Here is a 17,220-nt window from a genome sequence, read left to right on the forward strand (position 1 = left end):
CTGCACTTGCCGGTCAAAACAGGCTTGAATGAGCCATGAACCCGCCAAGCCGGAGCCGGACATGCGCCACCTGACGCCCCTTAGTCCCTTAATCCTAGCCCTTTGTTTCGGTGGGCTCGCACCCATCACGTACGGAGCGCCGGAAGTCCCGATACGACTCGATGGTCAGCGGCTGCAACCGGCATGGCAAACATTGACGGACGGCCGTTTCGCGGCCGAACTGGAACTGCCCAAGGGGCACCTGCGCCTGGGGGACGACTCAGGCGATGCGCAGCCGCTCAAGCCCTACCAGCGGCATGACCTGGACGCCCGCAGCCGGTTTGATTTCGTCGTGACGCAGCCCGGGCACTATCGCCTCTTGGTGCAGACCGGTGACGACCCGCACCTGCGCCTGCTGCCGGTCCGAAAGGAGGCTAAAACGCCGGCGCAGCCGAGCTGCAAGCCATGGAACGGCGAGCCGATGACGGTAGAGGTCAACGGTGTATTCGCCGAGGGCCAACTGCTGCGTGACGCTTACGGCGGCGACAGCGCACCGGTACGCGACGGCCAGGTCAGGCTCGCGCCTGCCGCGGACAGTGATGGCTTGCTGCTGATCGAGGCGGTGGATGCGCCTATCAGCCACCCGCATGACTGGCGCAACGCGACTGTCTATTTCGTGCTCACCGACCGCTTCGCCAATGGCGAGCCGGGCAACGATCACAGCTACGGCCGCGCGCCCGATGGCGAGGAGGAGATCGGCACCTTCCACGGCGGTGACCTCAAGGGGCTGACCGGCAAGCTCGACTACCTTGCCGAACTGGGCATCGACGCACTCTGGATCAGTGCGCCATACGAACAGATCCACGGTTGGGTCGGCGGCGGCGACAGGGGCGACTTCCGCCATTACGCCTACCACGGCTATTACGTGCTGGATTACACCGAACTGGACGCCAACATGGGCGAGGAGGGCGACCTGCACGAGCTGATCCGCCAGGCGCACGCACGCGGCATCCGTGTGCTGTTCGACGTTGTGCTCAACCATGCCGGTTATTCCACCCTGGCCGACATGCAAACCTTCGGCTTTGGTGGCCTGCGAGACGGCATGGCGCAGTACCTGCCCGCACGTTGGAGCAACTGGCGACCCGAGCCACACGAGAACCTGCACGCGTACCACAACCTGGTCGACTACGAGCACCCGGCCTGGTCGCACTGGTGGGGCAAGGATTGGGTTCGCGCCGGCATCGCCAACTACCCGACACCACCCAGCGCCCTGGTCGATCCACTAAAGGGCTCGCTGGCCTTCCTTCCAGACTTTCGCACCGAACGCGACGAAACGGTTGGTCTGCCAGGCTTCCTCACGCACAAACAGCCGACGGGCGCCATCGAGCGAGACGGCTATCGGGTGCGCGACTACCTGGCCGAGTGGCTGACGCGCTGGGTGCGCGAATTCGGCGTCGATGGGTTTCGTGCCGATACGGTCAAGCATGTCGAACCTTCGAGCTGGGCCTACCTGCGTCAGCAGGCCGACCAGGCCCGCCGCGACTGGGCCGCCGCCAACCCGCACGACCCGATGGCGGGCCAGCCGTTCTGGATGGTCGGCGAAGTCTTCGGACACGGCCCGCAACCCAGCGACTATCAGGCCAACGGCTTCGACGCGCTGATCAACTTCGCCTTCCAGGACGAAATTGCCGACCTCGCCAGCGACTGCCTGCGCCTGGCCGAACCGGGGTATCGGCAATACGCCGGCCTCCTTGCAGACCACCCCGGCCACAACCTGATGAGCTACGCCTCGTCGCACGACACTCGCCTGTTCAGCGCCCGGCACGATGGCGACCTGCAGCGCCAGCGCGGCCTCGCCAATGCCCTACTGCTAAGCCCCGGCGCCGTGCAGCTGTTCTATGGTGACGAAAGCGCACGGCCGTTCGGCCCGACCGGCTCGGACCCGTTCCAGGGCACCCGTTCGGACATGAACTGGGCTGACCACGCGCGTCCCGAAATCAGCTCCCTGATCAGCCATTGGCAGCGTCTTGGTCAGTTCCGCGCGCGACACCCGGCAATCGGCGCCGGAAGCCACCGGCAACTGTCCGAAGCGCCCTACGCGTTTGCGCGTGAGCACGGCGAGGACAAGGTCATCGTGGTCCAGGGACGCTGATCCGCATGGTCATGACATCCGAACAGCAACGCCACGCCCACCAGCGGGCCTTCATTGCCAGCGGCGCCGAGCTACAGATCGGGACCCCGGCCGACTGCCCCTTGCCGCTTGAACAACTGCTCGCTATCCGCGGTGACGAACCCTGCGTGCAGGAGCGCCACGAGGCAGGGCTCACGGGGGTCGTCTACCGACTCAATGCCGATGGCCGGCAATGGGCACTCAAACGCGCTCGCAGCCGGTGCAGGGTCGAAAACGTGGATGGGCAGACCAGCTTCCTCAACGAGCTGCAGCGGCGTTCAGAACTGCGTGAAGTGCAGCGCGACCGCCCAGACACCGACCCCATTCAGGCGGTCGTGCAGACCCGATACGCCAGCTATCGCCAAGGTGTGTTGCTGTCGCCGTGGGTCGACGGAACGCCAATCGAATGCTGGGGCGAGCGTCAGCTCACGCAGCTGTTCGACACCTTGGTCGCCTTGCTGCTGGCGGGCCTGTTCGAATGGGACCTGTCCCCCGGCAATACCCTCGATGACGGACGGGTACGGCTGTTCGACCTTGGCTATATGTACCGCTTCGATCCACTGCGTGATTTCAACAGCAACGGAACCGCAACGCCCGAATTTCATGCCATCGAGCGTTTCGAAACCCGCCAGTTTTTTGCGCACCTCATGACATTGGAGCACCGGAGCGAAACCCTCGCCCTGGCCGATTTCGAGCAGGAAAAGCGCATCGCCGTCGCGGCCTACCGGGGACTGCGTGAAGCGCTCCGTCGTCGCGGTGCCAGCAGCGAGGTGCTGCACTGGCTCGATGCGATCATCCGTGAATGGCGCAGCGCCCTAGGAGCCGGTCTCGAAGCGCTGTACCTGAAGGAGGCCTGGCGTTCGCATTGGCTAGATTTGAAGGACGACCTTCACGGTCAGACCTGCACCCCATCGACCCTGGCGCGTATTGGCTGGCTGAAACACGTCATCGAGCATCGCTACCGCGATTTGCAGGCGGTGACATCACTCGCCCCGGCAGAACAGATAGGGGCCTATTTGCGAAAAGCGCACCACCTGGCCGCGGGTTGGCAGGTCGACAAAATTTGATCGAAGCGTTCGATTACCGCCCAGCTTCAAAATGTATGCATCTCACACTCCAAGCGTCTTTGGTAAGGTGTGTATTAACCAGATGGTACATTTTGAGCATAACAACAGATGCCCCAGACGATCCTCGTACTCAACGGCCCTAACCTGAACCTGTTGGGCACCCGCGAGCCGGCCACCTATGGCCACGAAACCCTGACCGATATCGCCGAGCTGTGCCGCCGTACCGGTGAAGCCAACGGCCTGGCCATCGACTTCTTCCAGACCACCCACGAAGGCGCGCTGATCGAGCGTATCCACGCCGCTCGCGGCCAGTACGCCGGCATTCTGATCAACCCGGCCGCCTGGACCCACACCTCCTTCGCCATTCGCGACGCGCTGGCCGCCGTCGAGCTGCCAGTGGTCGAGGTCCACCTGTCCAACGTGCACAAGCGCGAGCCCTTCCGTCATCACTCCTACGTTTCGCCCGTTGCCATCGGCGTGATCTGCGGGCTGGGCAGCCAGGGTTATCGCCTTGGCCTGGAATATTTCGCCAACCTGCTCGAGACCCGCCCATGACCCCCTCCCCAACCCGCTCCGTATTGGCCGGTCTGATCGGCGCTGGTATCCAGGCTTCGCGCACCCCGGCGCTGCACGAGCATGAAGGCGATGCGCAGGGCATCCGCTACCTGTACCGCCTGATCGACCTGGACAAACTCGGCCTGGATACTAGTGCCCTGCCGGATCTCCTCACCGCAGCCGAGCGCATGGGCTTCACCGGGCTGAATATCACCTTTCCGGCGAAGCAGGCGGTGATTCCGCTGCTCGACGAACTCTCGGACGAGGCCCGCGGCATTGGCGCCGTCAACACCGTCGTCCTCAAGGATGGCAAGCGCGTCGGCCACAATACCGACGCGCTTGGCTTCGGCGAGGGGCTGCGCCGCGGCCTGCCAGATGTCGCACGGGAGCATGTGGTGCAGATGGGCGCCGGTGGTGCCGGCGCCGCTGTCGCCCATGCGCTACTCGTCGAGGGTGTGCAGCGGTTGAGTCTCTTCGACGTGGAACCGGCGCGGGCGCAAGGACTGGTCGACAATCTCAACGCAACCTTTGGCCCGGGCCGCGCGGAAGTGGGGCTTGACCTGGCGGGGGCCATGGCCGACGCCGACGGGCTCGTCAATACCACGCCCGTCGGCATGGCCAAGCTGCCGGGCACACCGCTGCCAGTCGAACTGCTGAACGCCCGGCATTGGGTCGCGGAGATCATCTACTTCCCGCTGGAAACCGAACTGCTGCGCCACGCCCGTTCGCTGGGCTGCCGCACGCTGGACGGCGGCACCATGGCGATCTTTCAGGCAGTCAAGGCGTTCGAGCTGTTCACCGGCGTCGAGGCGAATGCCGAACGCATGCAGGCCGACTTCTTGGCGATGTGATCAGGCCTGCAGGTATCGCAACACCGCGTCGCTGATCATCTCGCGGTGTCGCGCCCGCACGGGTGCATCGTGCAGCTTGATCTGAAAAATGTGGCCGAAGGTATGCCGGTTGGAGTTGCGGTAGAAACAGAAGGAGTTGATCAGCAGGTGCACGTCGAGCGCCTGCAGGCCCGGCCGGAAGACCCCCTCCGCCTCGCCACGCTGAAGGATCTGATCGAGCAGTTCCAGCGCCGTATTGCTCATCGAGCGGATGGCCTCGGACCGTTTCACGTACTCGCCGTGGTGAATGTTCTCGACGCAAACGATGCGGATGAAACCCGGGTTGCGCTCGTGATCATCGAAGGTGAATTCGACAAGACGGCGCATCGCCTCGCGGGGCTCGAACTCGGCGAGCTGAAGCGTGCGCTCGTTGTTGCGTATGTCACCGTAGAGCCGTTCGAGCACCCGCAGGTAGAGCTGCTCCTTGTTGCCGAAGTAGTAATAGATCATCCGCTTGGAGGTACGGGTGCGTTCGGCAATGGCGTCCACCCGGGCACCGGAAAGCCCCTGCTGGACGAACTCGGCAATGGCGGCCTCGAGGATGTCGCGACGGGTCTTCTCGGGATTGTTCTTGCGCCCGATACGGGGCGCCTTCTCGGCGTCGTTGCCGGTTTCCGGGGCGTTGGCAGCTTGCTTCATTGTTATATCTGTCAGGCCAGGGCTCGCGGAGGATTATGCACCGCGCCGCGTCGTTGATGTACCGGCATGGGCTAAACCCGCGGCGCCGCCGACGGGCCGCTGCGCGCCTTGGCCATGGCGGCCAGACGTACCGCCACGTTGGCCGCGCCATAGCCGGCGTAGCCGTTCTTGCGCTGCAGGATCTCGAAGAAAAACCGGTCTTCGAAGGGTTCGGTGTAGACGTGAAAAAGCTCGCCACCCTGTGCATCGCGGTCGTAGAGCACGTTGTAGTAGGCCAGCTCGCTCAGGAACTCATCGTCGAAATCGAAGCGCGCCGCGAGATCGTCGTAGTAGTTCAGAGGGATATCCAGCAGCGGCACACCCGCGTCTTTCGCGCGGTTCACCTCGGTGAAAATGTCCTGACAATCGAAGGCGATGTGGTGCACGCCCGAGCCGCGGTAGCTTGATACAGCATGCGAAATCGCCGTGTTGCGGTTCTCCGAGATGTTCAGCGGCAGGCGAATGCTGCTGCAGCGGCTGCGGATGGCGCGACTCTTGACCAGCCCGTAGGGGTCGGGCAGCACCACTTCGTCGTCGGCCTGGAAATCCAGCGAGGTCTTGTAGAACAGCACCCATGAATCCAGCCCATCGGCCGGCAGCGCCATCGCCATGTGGTCGATGCGCTGCATCCGGCCGGTAGGGGTCGCGGCCTCATCGAGGATGAAATCTTTGTCGTAGATGGTCGCGCCCGGCTCGCGATGCTCGACCAGGTAAATCAGGCTGCCGTCCGGCGCCCGCACTGCGGGAATTTCCGTCTCGTTCGGGCCAACCAGTCCGCGGTAGGGCTGCGCCTTGAAGGCGACAGCACGGTCCAACGCGGCGGCAGCGTCACGCACGCGAAGCGCCGTGGCGCAAAGGGACGGTCCATGGGCTTCGAAGAAGTTGTGCCCGAACGAATAGGGCTCGGCGTTGAGCACGATGTTGATATCGCCCTGGCGCATCAGGCTGACCGCCTTCGAGCGGTGTTTTCCGGCGCGGGCGAAGCCCAGGCGTTCCAGCCAGCCGGTCAGTTTGGCCGCGCAGGGTTCGTCGACGGCGAACTCGAGGAATTCGACCCCTTCGTAACGGCTGGCTTGCGCAGGCTCGAACAGCGTATCGAGCCGTGCGGTATCGGCGGGCCCCTTTTCCAGCACCTGGCGAGTCTTCTCTTCGAGGTAGAGCAGCGAACGCAAGCCATCGGCAGCGTTGCTGCGCGGCGGCGCGGCGCGGAACCCGTCGTTGAAGATCTCCAGAGACAGGGGCCCGGTGTAGCCAGTGCGCATGATGGGCGCGAGGAAGTTCGGCAGGTCGAACTCGCCCTGCCCTGGGAAGCAGCGGAAGTGGCGGCTCCATTCCAACACGTCCATCGCCAGGACCGGCGCGTCGGCCATCTGCACGAAGAAGATCTTTTCCGCCGGGATGTCGGCGATGGCGCTGGGATCGCCCTTGAGCGACAGGGTGTGGAAGCTGTCGAGAATGGCACCGAGCGCGCGATGATCGACCTGGCGTACCAGGTTCCAAACCTGCTGGTAAGTGTTGACGTGACGGCCCCAAGCCAACGCCTCGTAGCCGATCCGCAATTGCCGTGCACCGGCCCGCTCGGCGAGCAGCGCCAGGTCGTCGGCCAGGATGCGCTCATCGCCCAACGCGTCGGGCTGGACGTTACTGCACACCAGCACCAGATCCGTGCCCAGCTCTTGCATCAGGTCGAACTTGCGCTCGGCGCGGTCGACGTTGCGTTGCAGGCGCTCGCGCGGGCAGCCTTCAAAATCCCGGAACGGCTGGAACAGGGTGATTTCGATGCCCAGGTCCTGACACAGGCGGCGGATGTCCCGCGGGCTGCCCGAGTAATAGAGCAGGTCGTTCTCGAAGATCTCGACGCCGTCGAAACCGGCCGCGGCGATGGCTTCGAGCTTTTCGGGGAGTGTGCCACTCAACGAGACGGTAGCGATCGAACGGTGCATGCGCTTGGCTCCTGGTCGATGGCGAGGCAGGCGCCGTCTAGCGGTCGCCTCGTCCATAGGGCGCCGGGCCGTGCCCGACTGTGCCTCCGATCTTCGCGCGCACACGCTGCCCAGGCAAACCAAATGTACTAACCGGTGAGTTTTATCGTTCGATAATCGAACGCTGTTTTTGTAATTCGCGGGAACGCGGTGTGCGCGCATTTCGGTGTAGTTCTCGGGCAGCGCATACATTGGTTGGCGTAAAAGCGTCGCTCACCGAGCGCTACGCGCCGCGGCCCGCAAACCCCGGAGTAGCTGCGCCTTGTCCAATATGTTCGAACCGGTTAGTTTTCGTTCGGTAATCGGCCAAACCAAATTGCGCCACGCTCACGCTGCTCGCACTATGCGTCCAAACACGACGGCGGCCACGACCGCTTGCTACCAATAATAAGAGTGCCTTGCCCATGAACAGCCCCGCATCGTTCGGCCAGCTCACGAGCCAGCCGCATCACCAAGCCCCGGCTCCAGGCTCGGCACGCAGCTCCGTCAGTCCGGCCGCAGCGCCGACCCGCTACGCTTGCAGCTCCCCTACTGCCCAAAGCCCGGGCGAATCGACGACGGAGCACGCTATGAAAGCACCTAAAACCCGCCTGGTCGGCGAACTCGCCTTCGGCCTGCTGTTGCTGGCGCTGAGCCTCGTCATTGCCTATCTGGCCTACGGCATATCCGGTTTCTCATCGCTCAATTCCGCAGGGGCCTTCCCGCTGGGCATCAGCTTCGTCATGGTCGCCTCGGCGCTCTGGTGCCTGGGCGAGTCGCTGCTCAGCAAGCCGGCCACCGTCAAAGGCATGGCCGCGCTGAAGCAGTTCTGCCGCGAGCATCTGCCGGTCCGGGTGGTGGTGTTTCTAGGGATGGCGGTCGCCTACCTGATGCTGATGGACTGGGTCAGCTTCTACGTCGCAACCTTCGTCTTCACCACCGCCTGCATCGTCTATCTGCGCAGAGGCGGCGTGTTGCTGGCGCTGGGCGTCAGCACGCTTGCCCTAGCCGTCATTTACCTGCTGTTCACACTCGTGTTCAGCGTCTACCTGCCCTGAGGCCGATGTCATGAGCGAAGCCCTCACCTACTTCACCATGGCCTGGTTCGATCCCGGCCTGCTGATGCTCACCGCGCTCGGCACCTTCGCCGGTATCTACATCGGCGCAATTCCCGGCCTTTCGGTGACGATGGCGGTGTCGATCCTGGTCTCCTTCACCTTCGGCTGGGAGGTCAACCAGGCGCTGTCGCTGATCGTCGGCATCTTCATCGGCGGTGTGTATGGCGGCTCGCGCAGCGCCATCCTGCTGAACATTCCGGGCGCACCTTCTTCAGTCGCGACGGCCTTCGATGGCTACCCACTGGCAAAGCGTGGCGAGGCCGGCCAGGCCATTGGTTTGAGCACCGTGATGTCAGTGATTGGCGGGCTTGTCGGCACGCTGCTGCTGGCCACCGCCGCTCCGCTGATCGGCGAACTTGCCCTCAAGTTCGCGCCGCGAGATTACTTCCTGATTGCCGGCATCGGCTTGCTGCTGGTCGGCAGCCTCGCCAAAGGCTCGCTGGCCAAGGGCATTTTCGCCGCGGCCTTGGGTGCCATCATCGGCATGGTCGGCATGGACCCGGTCACCGCGGAAGGTCGTTTTACCCTGGGCCGTATCGAGCTGATGGGCGGCATCCATTACGTTGTGGTGATGATTGGCCTGTTCGGCGTCGCCGAAGCCTTCTCCATGATGCACAACCTGGACACGGCGCCCGTGCGGCAGAAGGTCGACAAGATCGTCCCTTCGCTGGCGATGGTGCTGAAGTTTCTGCCACTGTCGATCCGGACCTCGATCATCGGCGTGGTGGTTGGTGTGCTGCCCGGCGTTGGCGGTGACATCGCCGCCCTGATGGCCTATGACCACGCCAAACGCAGCGTCAAGAAGCCCACCCGCCCCTTCGGCGAAGGTGCCTACGAGGGCCTGGTGGCGCCGGAAACCGCCAACAGCGCGGCCGTCGGCGGTGCTTATGTGCCGATGCTGACCCTCGGCATGCCCGGCGACGCCGTCACCGCGGTGATCATCGGCGCGCTGGTGATCCATGGCCTTAACCCCGGCCCCATGCTGATGGTCGAGAACCCGCATATCTTCTGGTTCACCGTGGGCAACCTGGCGCTGGCCAACATCTTCCTGCTGATCTTCGGCCTGGCCGGCATCAAGCTGTTTGCCAAGATGGTGGAGATTCCAAAGCCCGTGTTGGTCCCGTTGATTCTGGTGCTGTGCACGGTCGGCACCTACTCGATCAACAGCAGCATGACCGAGGTGTACTGGATGCTCGGCTTCGGCCTGCTCGGCTACTTCCTCAAGACCTTTGGCTTCCAGATGGGTCCGGTAATCCTCGGCGTGATCCTCGGCCCGCTCATGGACACCTCGTATCGCCAGGCAATGTCCTCGGTCGGTGACAACCCCGTCGCGTTCCTCAGCGAGCTGGTGACCAACCCACTGTCGCTGATCCTAACCGCCGGCCTGGTGCTGATCCTGCTCGGCAATACACCCCTGATGGGCCTGCTCAAGCGCCGCAAGGCTGCTGCGCCGGTCTGAAACCACCCTGCTAGAACAACAACAATGGAGTCACTGCAATGCTTAGGAAACTGATCGCAACTGCAACACTGACCGCAGCCGCCGCTGCGCTCTCCCTGCCCACGTTCGCGGCTTATCCGGAGCGCAACATCCAGGGCGTGGTGCCCTGGGGTGCGGGCGGCGCCACCGACATCGTCATGCGCAGCCTGACGCCGTACGTTGAAAAAGAACTGGGCGGCAAGTTCATCATCAACAACCGCACCGGCGGGACCGGGGTGATCGGCAGCAATTCTGTACTGCAGGCGCGCCCGGATGGCTACACCGTGCTGATGGCCGCCGAGAATGCCCAGCTGTACCCCTTGCTCGGCCTGGCGGAATTCGACTACGACGCCTTCGAGACAATCAACATCATCGGCCAGAACATCGCTGTCATCGCAGCGCCGGCCGACAGCCCCTACAACTCCATGGCCGACGTGCTCGCCGCTGCCAAAGCCGACCCGAACACCCTGCGCATGGGCGTGACCGGCGCTGGCGGCCTGCCGGGGTCCGTCCACGCGATGATCGAGGCGGTCGGCGATCTGCCGGTTCGCGAAGTGACCTTCGCCGGCGACGGCCCGGGTATCACGGCGATGTTGGGCGGGCACATCGACTTCATGCCGCTCAGCCTGATCGCGGCGCGCGAGATGATCACCTCCGGCAAGATCAAGGGTCTGGCCGTGGTCGCTACCGAGCCACTGCCGCAACTGCCTGGCGTCGAGCCGATCACCAAGGCGCTGCCAAAGATGGAGAGCTACCTGCCCTGGGGCCCGTTCTGGGGGATCTGGGTCCGCAAGGAGACGCCTGACGACGTCAAGCAGAAGCTCAGCGATGCCTTTGCCAAGGCCGTCGGGAGCGAGGAGTTTCAGAGCTTCCTGAAGAACCTGGGCGCACAGCCGCTGAACCTCAAGGGCGACGAGGCCAAGCAGTTCCTCGATCGCTGGCAGTCGGTCACCACTTGGTCGCTGTATGAAGCCGGCGCCAGCAAGGTCTCCCCGGAAACGCTCGATATTCCCAAACCCTGACCGCACCGCTTCACCCAAAGAGCCCGGCGCCTCACGCCGGGCTTTTTCGTTCCGCCCCGATTTAGCGCTCGTTCATCGCCCCTCGTCCGCTGCTACGCCCCGCCGCTCCGCCTGGAAAAAAACCCGCCGGGAGGATGTCGCCATCCTTGCCGATCCGCAGGCTTTCGCTCACGCCATTCGCCTACCAACGGCGAGCTGGCGACACGCTGGCAGTACCTGACAACAACAAAAAAGGACTATCGCGATGAACCCGCAAGCCTCCATGCGCCTATTTCGACCCACCCTGCTCTGCGCCGCCTTGCTGGCGGCCATGCCCTCACATGCCGTGGATTTCCATGGCTACCTGCGCTCGGGCGTCGGTACCACGGCCGGTGGCGGCGACCAGGCCTGTTTCCAGGTGCCGGGCGCGCCGGCCAAGTATCGGCTCGGTAATGAATGCGAGACCTACGCCGAGATCGGTCTGGGCCAGGAGCTGTACAACGAGGGCGGAAAGCGCTTTTACGTTGACAGCATGATTGCCTACCGCTCTGACCAGGGTAACGACTGGGAAGCCAGCGGCACCGACACAGACGCCGGCGCCAACAATCCCTTCGACGAAGCGGGCACCACCTCGATCCGCCAATTCCATGTGCTTGGTGAGAACGTCATCGACGCCCTGCCCGGCGCGACGCTCTGGGCCGGCAAGCGCTACTACCGGCGCAACGACGTACACATCAACGACTACTACTACTGGGACGTATCCGGCCCCGGCGCTGGCATCGAGGACATTGACCTCGGCTTCGGCAAGGCGCACATCGCCTGGATGCGCAACACCGATGGCGACTGGACCTACCAGGGCAGCGGCACCGGAACCAATATCGCCAACGACACCGTGGATCTGCGCCTGTCCGACGTGGCCTTCAACCCGGGCGGCAAGCTGGAGTTCGGCTATGACTACGGCAAGGCCAACCTCACCGACGAGCAAGAGCGCGACCCGGGCTACACCGATCAGAAGGGCCACCTGGTCACCGTGCAGCACGAGCAGAGTGGTTGGTTCGGCGGCTATAACAAGCTGGCGGTGCAATACGGCACCGACGGCATCATCGGCAGCAGCGGGCGCAACAGCACCGGCAACAGTGACGGCACCATGTTGCGGGTGGTCAATAGCGGCGTGGTCGCGGTCACCGATGACATCGAGATGATGTACGCGCAGATCTACGAGGACCGCGACCTGGACAACGACGCCGGGCAGACATGGCTCTCCTTTGGTGTGCGTCCCGTCTACAAGTGGAGCGACGTAATGAGCACGGCCTTGGAGTTCGGCTACGACCGTATCGACCCGCAGGCTGACGGCGAACGCACGCGTGACCTGAAGAAGATCACCCTGGCTCAACAGTGGTCGGCCGGGCGCAGCTTCTGGGCACGGCCGCAGATTCGTGCCTTCGCCACCTACGCCATGTGGGACGGCGACCGCTACAACGCCGCCAGTGAGTCCATCGATGCCGGTGACGACGACGGCCTGACCTTCGGCGTGCAGGTCGAGGCCTGGTGGCAGTGACCGATGGCGCCCACTCCCGGGCGTCTGATTGAGTGCTCCTTCCGCCGCTCCAGCGGACTTGGCCTCGGTCGGCAGGGCTGCAGCGCAGCGCGTCGCAGCTCCCGGCAGAGGCCCTTTTTGATTGAGGTGTCCCATGCACGCTTACCGAATCGCCGCCTGGCTGATCGGCCTCGGCCTACTGGCCGGTTGCGCCAGCGATCCCCTGCGCCGGGTCGATGCGCTGACCCAAAGCTCCGCCCCACTCGACATGCCCATCGACCACGCCCATGCCGCGCTCGATGCCGCACCGGTGTGCTGCACCAGCCTGCGCGAGTTGCCGTACCAGCCCGTGGCGTTGGATTTCGCTGGCGACGTCCCCATCGATACCGGCGCGCCCGCCTTTGCTTTCGACACGGGCAAGAGCTTCCTGCGGGCGTTCCAGCTGCCAGCGGGCGACCGATCGTTCGAGCTGCGCCTGTACAGCCAGGCCGGCGCAACCGTGCTCGCGCCACGGGCGATGCTGCTCGACAGCCGCTTTCGCATCACCCGCTTGCTCGATGCTGACGACTTTACTTACGCGCCAGCCAGCGGTTTCAAGGGCGACAGCCTGGACACACGCCTGCGCATTGATCGCCGCTACCCGGACAACCCGGCCAGCGAACGTTACCTTGTGCTCTATACCGACAACGAGCAGATGCGCGGCCAGACGTCGATGCAGCACCCGGCCAAGGCCTACGCCCGTGCGCTGGGCAACCAGCCGCCGAACATCGCCGACCCGGTAGCTCAGCATGCGCCGGTCGGGATGGTGCGCATGGTGTTGGTCGCCGACCGCGACGCCGCCAAGGCGGCCGGCCATTACGTGCCGCCATACAGCACGGGTCGCGAGATGGGGGTGGAAGTGGCCAGCGAACCACGGCCGGACGTGTTGCCCGAAACGCGCGCGTACTATCGCCAGGGCATCGACGCCGCGCTGGCCAGCCGTGATATCGAGCGCGCCCTGCGTCTGGCCGACGAAGCCGTGCGAACTGGCGACCCGAGTGCCCGGGCCTATCTGCTCGAACGCATCGAGATCAAATGAGCGCCGCTAGCGCCCGTCCCCACGAAGCCTGCCGACTTCGCCCTGAAGCCGCTGACGGCTGGCCTCGGCGGCGGGGATGGGCGAGCTGGCGATGAGTTCGACGCGGGACCAGATGCGGCGAAAAAAGCCCTTGTGCGGGGCACGGCTGAAGAAACTGCCCCACAGGCCGCGCAGCGCCATCGGCACCACCGGCACTGGATCGCGTTTCAGGATGCGTTCGACGCCAGCCTTGAATTCGTTGATTTCGCCGTCGGCGGTCAGCTTGCCCTCGGGAAAGATGCACACCACCTCGCCGTTCTGCAGGTAATGGCTGATGCGCTCGAATGCGCGCTCGAAGGTCGCCTCGTCCTCGTGGCGCGCGGCGATCGGTACAGCGCCGGCCGTACGGAAGATGAAGTTCAGCACCGGCAGGTTGAAGATCTTGTAGTACATGACGAAACGCACTGGCCGCCGCACCGCGCCCGCGATCAGCAGTGCATCGACGAAGGACACATGGTTGCAGACCAGCACGGCGGGACCTTCCTCGGGAATCGCATCGAGCCCCTGCTGGCGCACCCGATACATCGAATGCCCGAGCAGCCAGACCAGAAAGCGCATGCTGAACTCGGGCACGATGCTGAAGATGTAGGCGCTGACCGCCACGTTCATCAGCGAGGCCACGAGGAACAGCTGCGGTATCGACAGCCCGGCCACGCTCAGCAGCAAGATGGCGATCAGCGCCGAGCCCACCATGAACAAGGCGTTGAGAATGTTGTTCGCCGCCACCACCCGCGCGCGCTCGTGCTCGGCGGTGCGCGACTGGATCAGCGCGTACAGCGGCACGATGTAAAGCCCGCCGAACATGCCGAGGCCCAACACCGACAGCAGTATCCACCAGGCCTGGCCGATGGCGAGCAGGCCGAGCCAGTCATACGGCGCGTCGGGGACGGGAAAGCCCCCCGAATGCCACCACAGCAACAGGCCGAACAGGGTCAGTCCAAAGGAGCCGAACGGCACCAGGCCGATCTCGACCTTATGCCCCGAGAGCCGTTCGCAGAGCAGCGAGCCGAGGGCGATGCCCACCGAGAACACCGTCAGGATCAGTGTCACCACCGTCTCGTCGCCGTGAAGCAGCACTTTCGAATAGGCCGGAATCTGCGTCAGGTAGGTCGCACCGAGAAACCAGAACCAGGAATTGCCGACCAGCGAGCGCGACACCGAAAGGCGTTGGCCCAACCCCAAGCGCATGATGGCGCCCGTCTGGCGAAACAGGTTCCAGTCCAGCCGCAGCGTTGGCAGCGACGCCCCGGTAGCCGGCACGCCGCGGCTGGCCAGATAGCCCAGCACCGCCACCAGCACCACGCCGGTCGCGACGAGCTCGGCATAGGCCTCGCTGGCCATCATCACGCCAGCGGTGATGGTGCCGGCGAGGATGGCAAGGAAGGTGCCCATTTCCACCAGCGCATTGCCGCCGACCAACTCGTGGTCTTCGAGCAGCTTGGGCAGGACCGAGTACTTCACCGGCCCAAACAGCGCCGATTGCGTACCCATGCAAAACAGCACCGCAAGCAGCAGCGGCAGGTTCCCTAATAGCATCCCTGCCCCACCGGCCAGCATGATGACGATCTCACCCGCCTTGATCGCCCGGATCAGACGCTCCTTGGCGAACTTCTCACCGAGCTGCCCACCCAGCGCCGAGAACAGGAAGAACGGCAGGATGAACAACAAGGCGCAGAGGTTGATCAGCAGGCTGGAATCGGCACTCGAACCGATGCGGTAGAGAATCGCCAGGATCAACGCCTGTTTGAACAGGTTGTCGTTGAACGCACCCGACAGCTGGGTAAGAAAGAACGGTAGAAACCGCCGCTTGCCGAACAAGGTGAACTGCGAGTGGGGAGTGTTCATCGATCCGGTTCCATGGAAAAGAAGGTGTGGTTGCGTCGCGCGAGGCTATCGGTGGCGCGTTACAGCGGCAGCTGCCCAAACGCCCAGCGCAGCAGGAAAAAGCCCAACAAGCCGCCGGCGATGGTGGCGAGCAGGTTGCGAGTCAGCGCGGCGATGGCGATCGACAGCACCCCGGCCAGCAGGTAGGCGTTTCGCCAGTCCAATGCCCACTCACCCTCGGGCATCAGCATGCCGGGCACGACGATGGCAGTCAGCACGGCCACCGGTACGTAATGCAAGCCTTGCTCGATCAGCCGCGGGAAGCGCAGGTTCGGCCAGGCGAAAAAGCTGTAGCGGGTGGCGAAGGTGATCGCCAGCATGCCAAGGATCAGCAACCAGGTCTGCATCAGCACGCCTCCCCGACTACACGCTGCTCTTCGCGGCGCTCCAGCCAGACGCCGACGACGATGCCCGCCAGCGCCGCGGCGACAAGTCCGAGCTTGTAGGGCAGCGACCATGTCATCAGCGCGACGGCTGCGGCAACCAGTGCCGAGACCACCTGCGGACGGGTCCGCATCATCGGCACGGCGATGCCGATAAAGGTCGCGATCATGGCGAAGTCCAGGCCCCAGCTCGCCACGTTCGGCACCGCCTGGCCAAAGGCGATGCCCGCCAGCGTTGCCAGTTGCCAGCTCAGGTACATGGTCAGCGCGGCACCGAAGAAGAACCAGTGTTTGTCGGGAGAACTGTCGTCTCGCGCATAGCGATGCTGGATCACGGCGAAGGCCTCGTCGGTGAGCCAGAAGGCCAGCGGCACCCGCCAGCGGCTCGGCAGATGGCGCACAAAGGGTTGCATCGAGGCGCTGTAGAGCGCGTGGCGAAGGTTGACGATAAAGGTAGTCAGCAGTACCACTGCGGCACCGACCCCACCGCTGATCAGCGTGACGGCAATGAATTGCGCCGACCCGGCGAACACCAGCGCGGACATGCCCATCGCCTGCCAGCCGGACAATCCGGCGCCGACCGCCAGGGTGCCGAAGATAATGCCGAAGGGCACCGCACCGACGATCAGCGGCAAGATATCGCGGCAACCGTGCATGAACTCCTGCGAGCGGGACATCGAGGCTCCTTGGGCTTTGCTGCGCAGCGAAACCGTCGCGCGCGGATGGCGCCGGCGCAAGCGGAATGCGTGGAAAAAGAGCGTCAGACATTACCTCAATCCGGGGTGTACGGGCGATGCCCGGACGTGCGCCCGATCGCGGATCGCATCAGGCGATGGTGCCGGCCTCCAGCGCAGCCTTGATGGCCGGCCAGTCGCGGTCCGTGATGCTGTAGAGCACGGTATCGTCCAAGCGCCCATCAGCGAGCCGGCGGTGGTTGCGCAACAGCCCTTCTCGCTGCGCACCGAGCTTTTCGATCGCGCATTGCGAGCGCAGGTTGCTGCTGGCGGTCTTGAGCTGCAGACGCACCAGCTGCCAATCCTCGAAGGCGTGCTTGAGCAGAAGAAACTTGATCGAGGCGTTGAGGCCGCTGCCGTGCTCGGCCTTGTCCAGCCAGGTCCACCCCAGTTCGGCAGACGGTAGCTCAGGGTGGAAGTCGGCAAAGCGCGTAGTGCCGACGATGCGATCGGCAACCCTTAGCGTGAACACTACGGCGCGATCCTCACGCTGCTCGGCCAGCGCGGTGCGATACCAATCCGGCCGCAACGGGCCGTTCAGGTAGATGAGTTCGTCGCGATTCCGGTCGGCCAGTTCGACCAGGCTCGGAATGTCGGCCTCCATGAGCGGGTCCAGACGCAAGGCTCCTCGCTGCAGGGCGACCGGGCGCGGCGTGAACATCGTTTCTC

At 64.3% G+C, this 17,220-nt stretch carries 15 protein-coding genes; 9 read left to right on the plus strand and 6 right to left on the minus strand.

The features are described 5' to 3' along the window. The first annotated feature begins 61 nt into the window (after positions 1–61). From KXR72_RS07875 to KXR72_RS07890, 4 genes are all read left to right on the plus strand, one after another. Complete coding sequence (locus tag KXR72_RS07875) at positions 62–2,131, plus strand: alpha-amylase (protein ID WP_437421318.1); 2,070 nt, start codon at positions 62–64, stop codon at positions 2,129–2,131. An 11-nt stretch (positions 2,132–2,142) separates the two neighbouring features. Continuing rightward, the gene (locus tag KXR72_RS07880) at positions 2,143–3,216 is read left to right on the plus strand and encodes a hypothetical protein (protein ID WP_437421319.1); all 1,074 of its coding nucleotides are present in this window, start codon (positions 2,143–2,145) and stop codon (positions 3,214–3,216) included. A 108-nt stretch (positions 3,217–3,324) separates the two neighbouring features. Then, entirely contained in the window at positions 3,325–3,771 is a 447-nt protein-coding gene (gene aroQ, locus KXR72_RS07885; protein ID WP_437420558.1) for a type II 3-dehydroquinate dehydratase, read from the plus strand. Continuing rightward, on the plus strand, positions 3,768–4,622 hold the full coding sequence (locus KXR72_RS07890; protein WP_437420559.1) for a shikimate dehydrogenase: 855 nt from the start codon (positions 3,768–3,770) through the stop codon (positions 4,620–4,622). Before aroQ ends, KXR72_RS07890 begins: the two co-directional genes overlap by 4 nt. Here KXR72_RS07890 and KXR72_RS07895 read toward each other — a convergent pair whose 3' ends face one another. Continuing rightward, positions 4,623–5,300: a TetR/AcrR family transcriptional regulator gene (locus KXR72_RS07895; protein ID WP_437420560.1), complete on the minus strand. Its 678-nt coding sequence runs from the start codon at positions 5,298–5,300 to the stop codon at positions 4,623–4,625. It abuts the gene before it with no gap. A 71-nt stretch (positions 5,301–5,371) separates the two neighbouring features. After that, positions 5,372–7,282, minus strand: coding sequence for a 3-dehydroshikimate dehydratase QuiC (gene quiC / locus KXR72_RS07900; protein ID WP_437420561.1), 1,911 nt, complete (start codon positions 7,280–7,282; stop codon positions 5,372–5,374). A 608-nt stretch (positions 7,283–7,890) separates the two neighbouring features. Between quiC and KXR72_RS07905 the strand changes: the two genes are divergently transcribed. The 5 genes from KXR72_RS07905 (at position 7,891) to KXR72_RS07925 (ending at position 13,511) form a co-directional block, all read left to right on the plus strand. Next, positions 7,891–8,358 (plus strand): tripartite tricarboxylate transporter TctB family protein, encoded by a 468-nt coding sequence (locus KXR72_RS07905; protein ID WP_437420562.1) that lies wholly within the window; start codon positions 7,891–7,893, stop codon positions 8,356–8,358. A 10-nt stretch (positions 8,359–8,368) separates the two neighbouring features. Next, a complete protein-coding gene (locus KXR72_RS07910) occupies positions 8,369–9,877 on the plus strand; it encodes a tripartite tricarboxylate transporter permease (RefSeq protein WP_437420563.1) in 1,509 nt (502 codons plus the stop codon). A 38-nt stretch (positions 9,878–9,915) separates the two neighbouring features. Then, on the plus strand, positions 9,916–10,917 hold the full coding sequence (locus KXR72_RS07915; protein ID WP_437420564.1) for a tripartite tricarboxylate transporter substrate binding protein: 1,002 nt from the start codon (positions 9,916–9,918) through the stop codon (positions 10,915–10,917). A 244-nt stretch (positions 10,918–11,161) separates the two neighbouring features. Next, positions 11,162–12,454: a maltoporin gene (locus KXR72_RS07920; RefSeq protein WP_437420565.1), complete on the plus strand. Its 1,293-nt coding sequence runs from the start codon at positions 11,162–11,164 to the stop codon at positions 12,452–12,454. A 133-nt stretch (positions 12,455–12,587) separates the two neighbouring features. Next, positions 12,588–13,511 carry a MalM family protein gene (locus tag KXR72_RS07925; protein WP_437420566.1) on the plus strand — a complete coding sequence of 308 codons (924 nt, stop codon included), beginning with the start codon at positions 12,588–12,590 and terminating at the stop codon, positions 13,509–13,511. A gap of 6 nt (positions 13,512–13,517) precedes the next feature. On the opposite strand, the gene KXR72_RS07930 is transcribed toward KXR72_RS07925, so the two are convergent. From KXR72_RS07930 to KXR72_RS07945, 4 genes are all read right to left on the minus strand, one after another. Beyond that, positions 13,518–15,395: an MFS transporter gene (locus KXR72_RS07930; protein ID WP_437420567.1), complete on the minus strand. Its 1,878-nt coding sequence runs from the start codon at positions 15,393–15,395 to the stop codon at positions 13,518–13,520. A gap of 59 nt (positions 15,396–15,454) precedes the next feature. Next, a complete protein-coding gene (locus tag KXR72_RS07935; protein WP_437420568.1) occupies positions 15,455–15,781 on the minus strand; it encodes an AzlD domain-containing protein in 327 nt (108 codons plus the stop codon). Beyond that, entirely contained in the window at positions 15,781–16,494 is a 714-nt protein-coding gene (locus KXR72_RS07940) for an AzlC family ABC transporter permease (RefSeq protein WP_437420569.1), read from the minus strand. Before KXR72_RS07940 ends, KXR72_RS07935 begins: the two co-directional genes overlap by 1 nt. Positions 16,495–16,642: 148 nt before the next feature. Next, positions 16,643–17,212, minus strand: a complete 570-nt coding sequence (locus tag KXR72_RS07945; protein WP_437420570.1) for a GNAT family N-acetyltransferase — start codon at positions 17,210–17,212, stop codon at positions 16,643–16,645. Positions 17,213–17,220: the final 8 nt, after the last annotated feature.

It is taken from the genome of Stutzerimonas chloritidismutans, from assembly GCF_051486945.1.
GTDB lineage: Bacteria > Pseudomonadota > Gammaproteobacteria > Pseudomonadales > Pseudomonadaceae > Stutzerimonas > Stutzerimonas chloritidismutans_B.

Excerpts from the sequence above, each read along its gene's own strand:
- KXR72_RS07905 (WP_437420562.1), top strand. The coding sequence starts at position 7,891 with ATGAAAGCACCTAAAACCCGCCTGGTCGGCGAACTCGCCTTCGGCCTG.
- KXR72_RS07930 (WP_437420567.1), bottom strand. The coding sequence starts at position 15,395 with ATGAACACTCCCCACTCGCAGTTCACCTTGTTCGGCAAGCGGCGGTTT.
- KXR72_RS07875 (WP_437421318.1), top strand. The coding sequence starts at position 62 with ATGCGCCACCTGACGCCCCTTAGTCCCTTAATCCTAGCCCTTTGTTTC.
- KXR72_RS07945 (WP_437420570.1), bottom strand. The coding sequence starts at position 17,212 with ATGTTCACGCCGCGCCCGGTCGCCCTGCAGCGAGGAGCCTTGCGTCTG.
- quiC (WP_437420561.1), bottom strand. The coding sequence starts at position 7,282 with ATGCACCGTTCGATCGCTACCGTCTCGTTGAGTGGCACACTCCCCGAA.
- KXR72_RS07880 (WP_437421319.1), top strand. The coding sequence starts at position 2,143 with ATGACATCCGAACAGCAACGCCACGCCCACCAGCGGGCCTTCATTGCC.
- KXR72_RS07935 (WP_437420568.1), bottom strand. The coding sequence starts at position 15,781 with ATGCAGACCTGGTTGCTGATCCTTGGCATGCTGGCGATCACCTTCGCC.
- KXR72_RS07910 (WP_437420563.1), top strand. The coding sequence starts at position 8,369 with ATGAGCGAAGCCCTCACCTACTTCACCATGGCCTGGTTCGATCCCGGC.
- KXR72_RS07925 (WP_437420566.1), top strand. The coding sequence starts at position 12,588 with ATGCACGCTTACCGAATCGCCGCCTGGCTGATCGGCCTCGGCCTACTG.
- KXR72_RS07895 (WP_437420560.1), bottom strand. The coding sequence starts at position 5,300 with ATGAAGCAAGCTGCCAACGCCCCGGAAACCGGCAACGACGCCGAGAAG.
- KXR72_RS07940 (WP_437420569.1), bottom strand. The coding sequence starts at position 16,494 with ATGTCCCGCTCGCAGGAGTTCATGCACGGTTGCCGCGATATCTTGCCG.
- aroQ (WP_437420558.1), top strand. The coding sequence starts at position 3,325 with ATGCCCCAGACGATCCTCGTACTCAACGGCCCTAACCTGAACCTGTTG.
- KXR72_RS07915 (WP_437420564.1), top strand. The coding sequence starts at position 9,916 with ATGCTTAGGAAACTGATCGCAACTGCAACACTGACCGCAGCCGCCGCT.
- KXR72_RS07890 (WP_437420559.1), top strand. The coding sequence starts at position 3,768 with ATGACCCCCTCCCCAACCCGCTCCGTATTGGCCGGTCTGATCGGCGCT.
- KXR72_RS07920 (WP_437420565.1), top strand. The coding sequence starts at position 11,162 with ATGAACCCGCAAGCCTCCATGCGCCTATTTCGACCCACCCTGCTCTGC.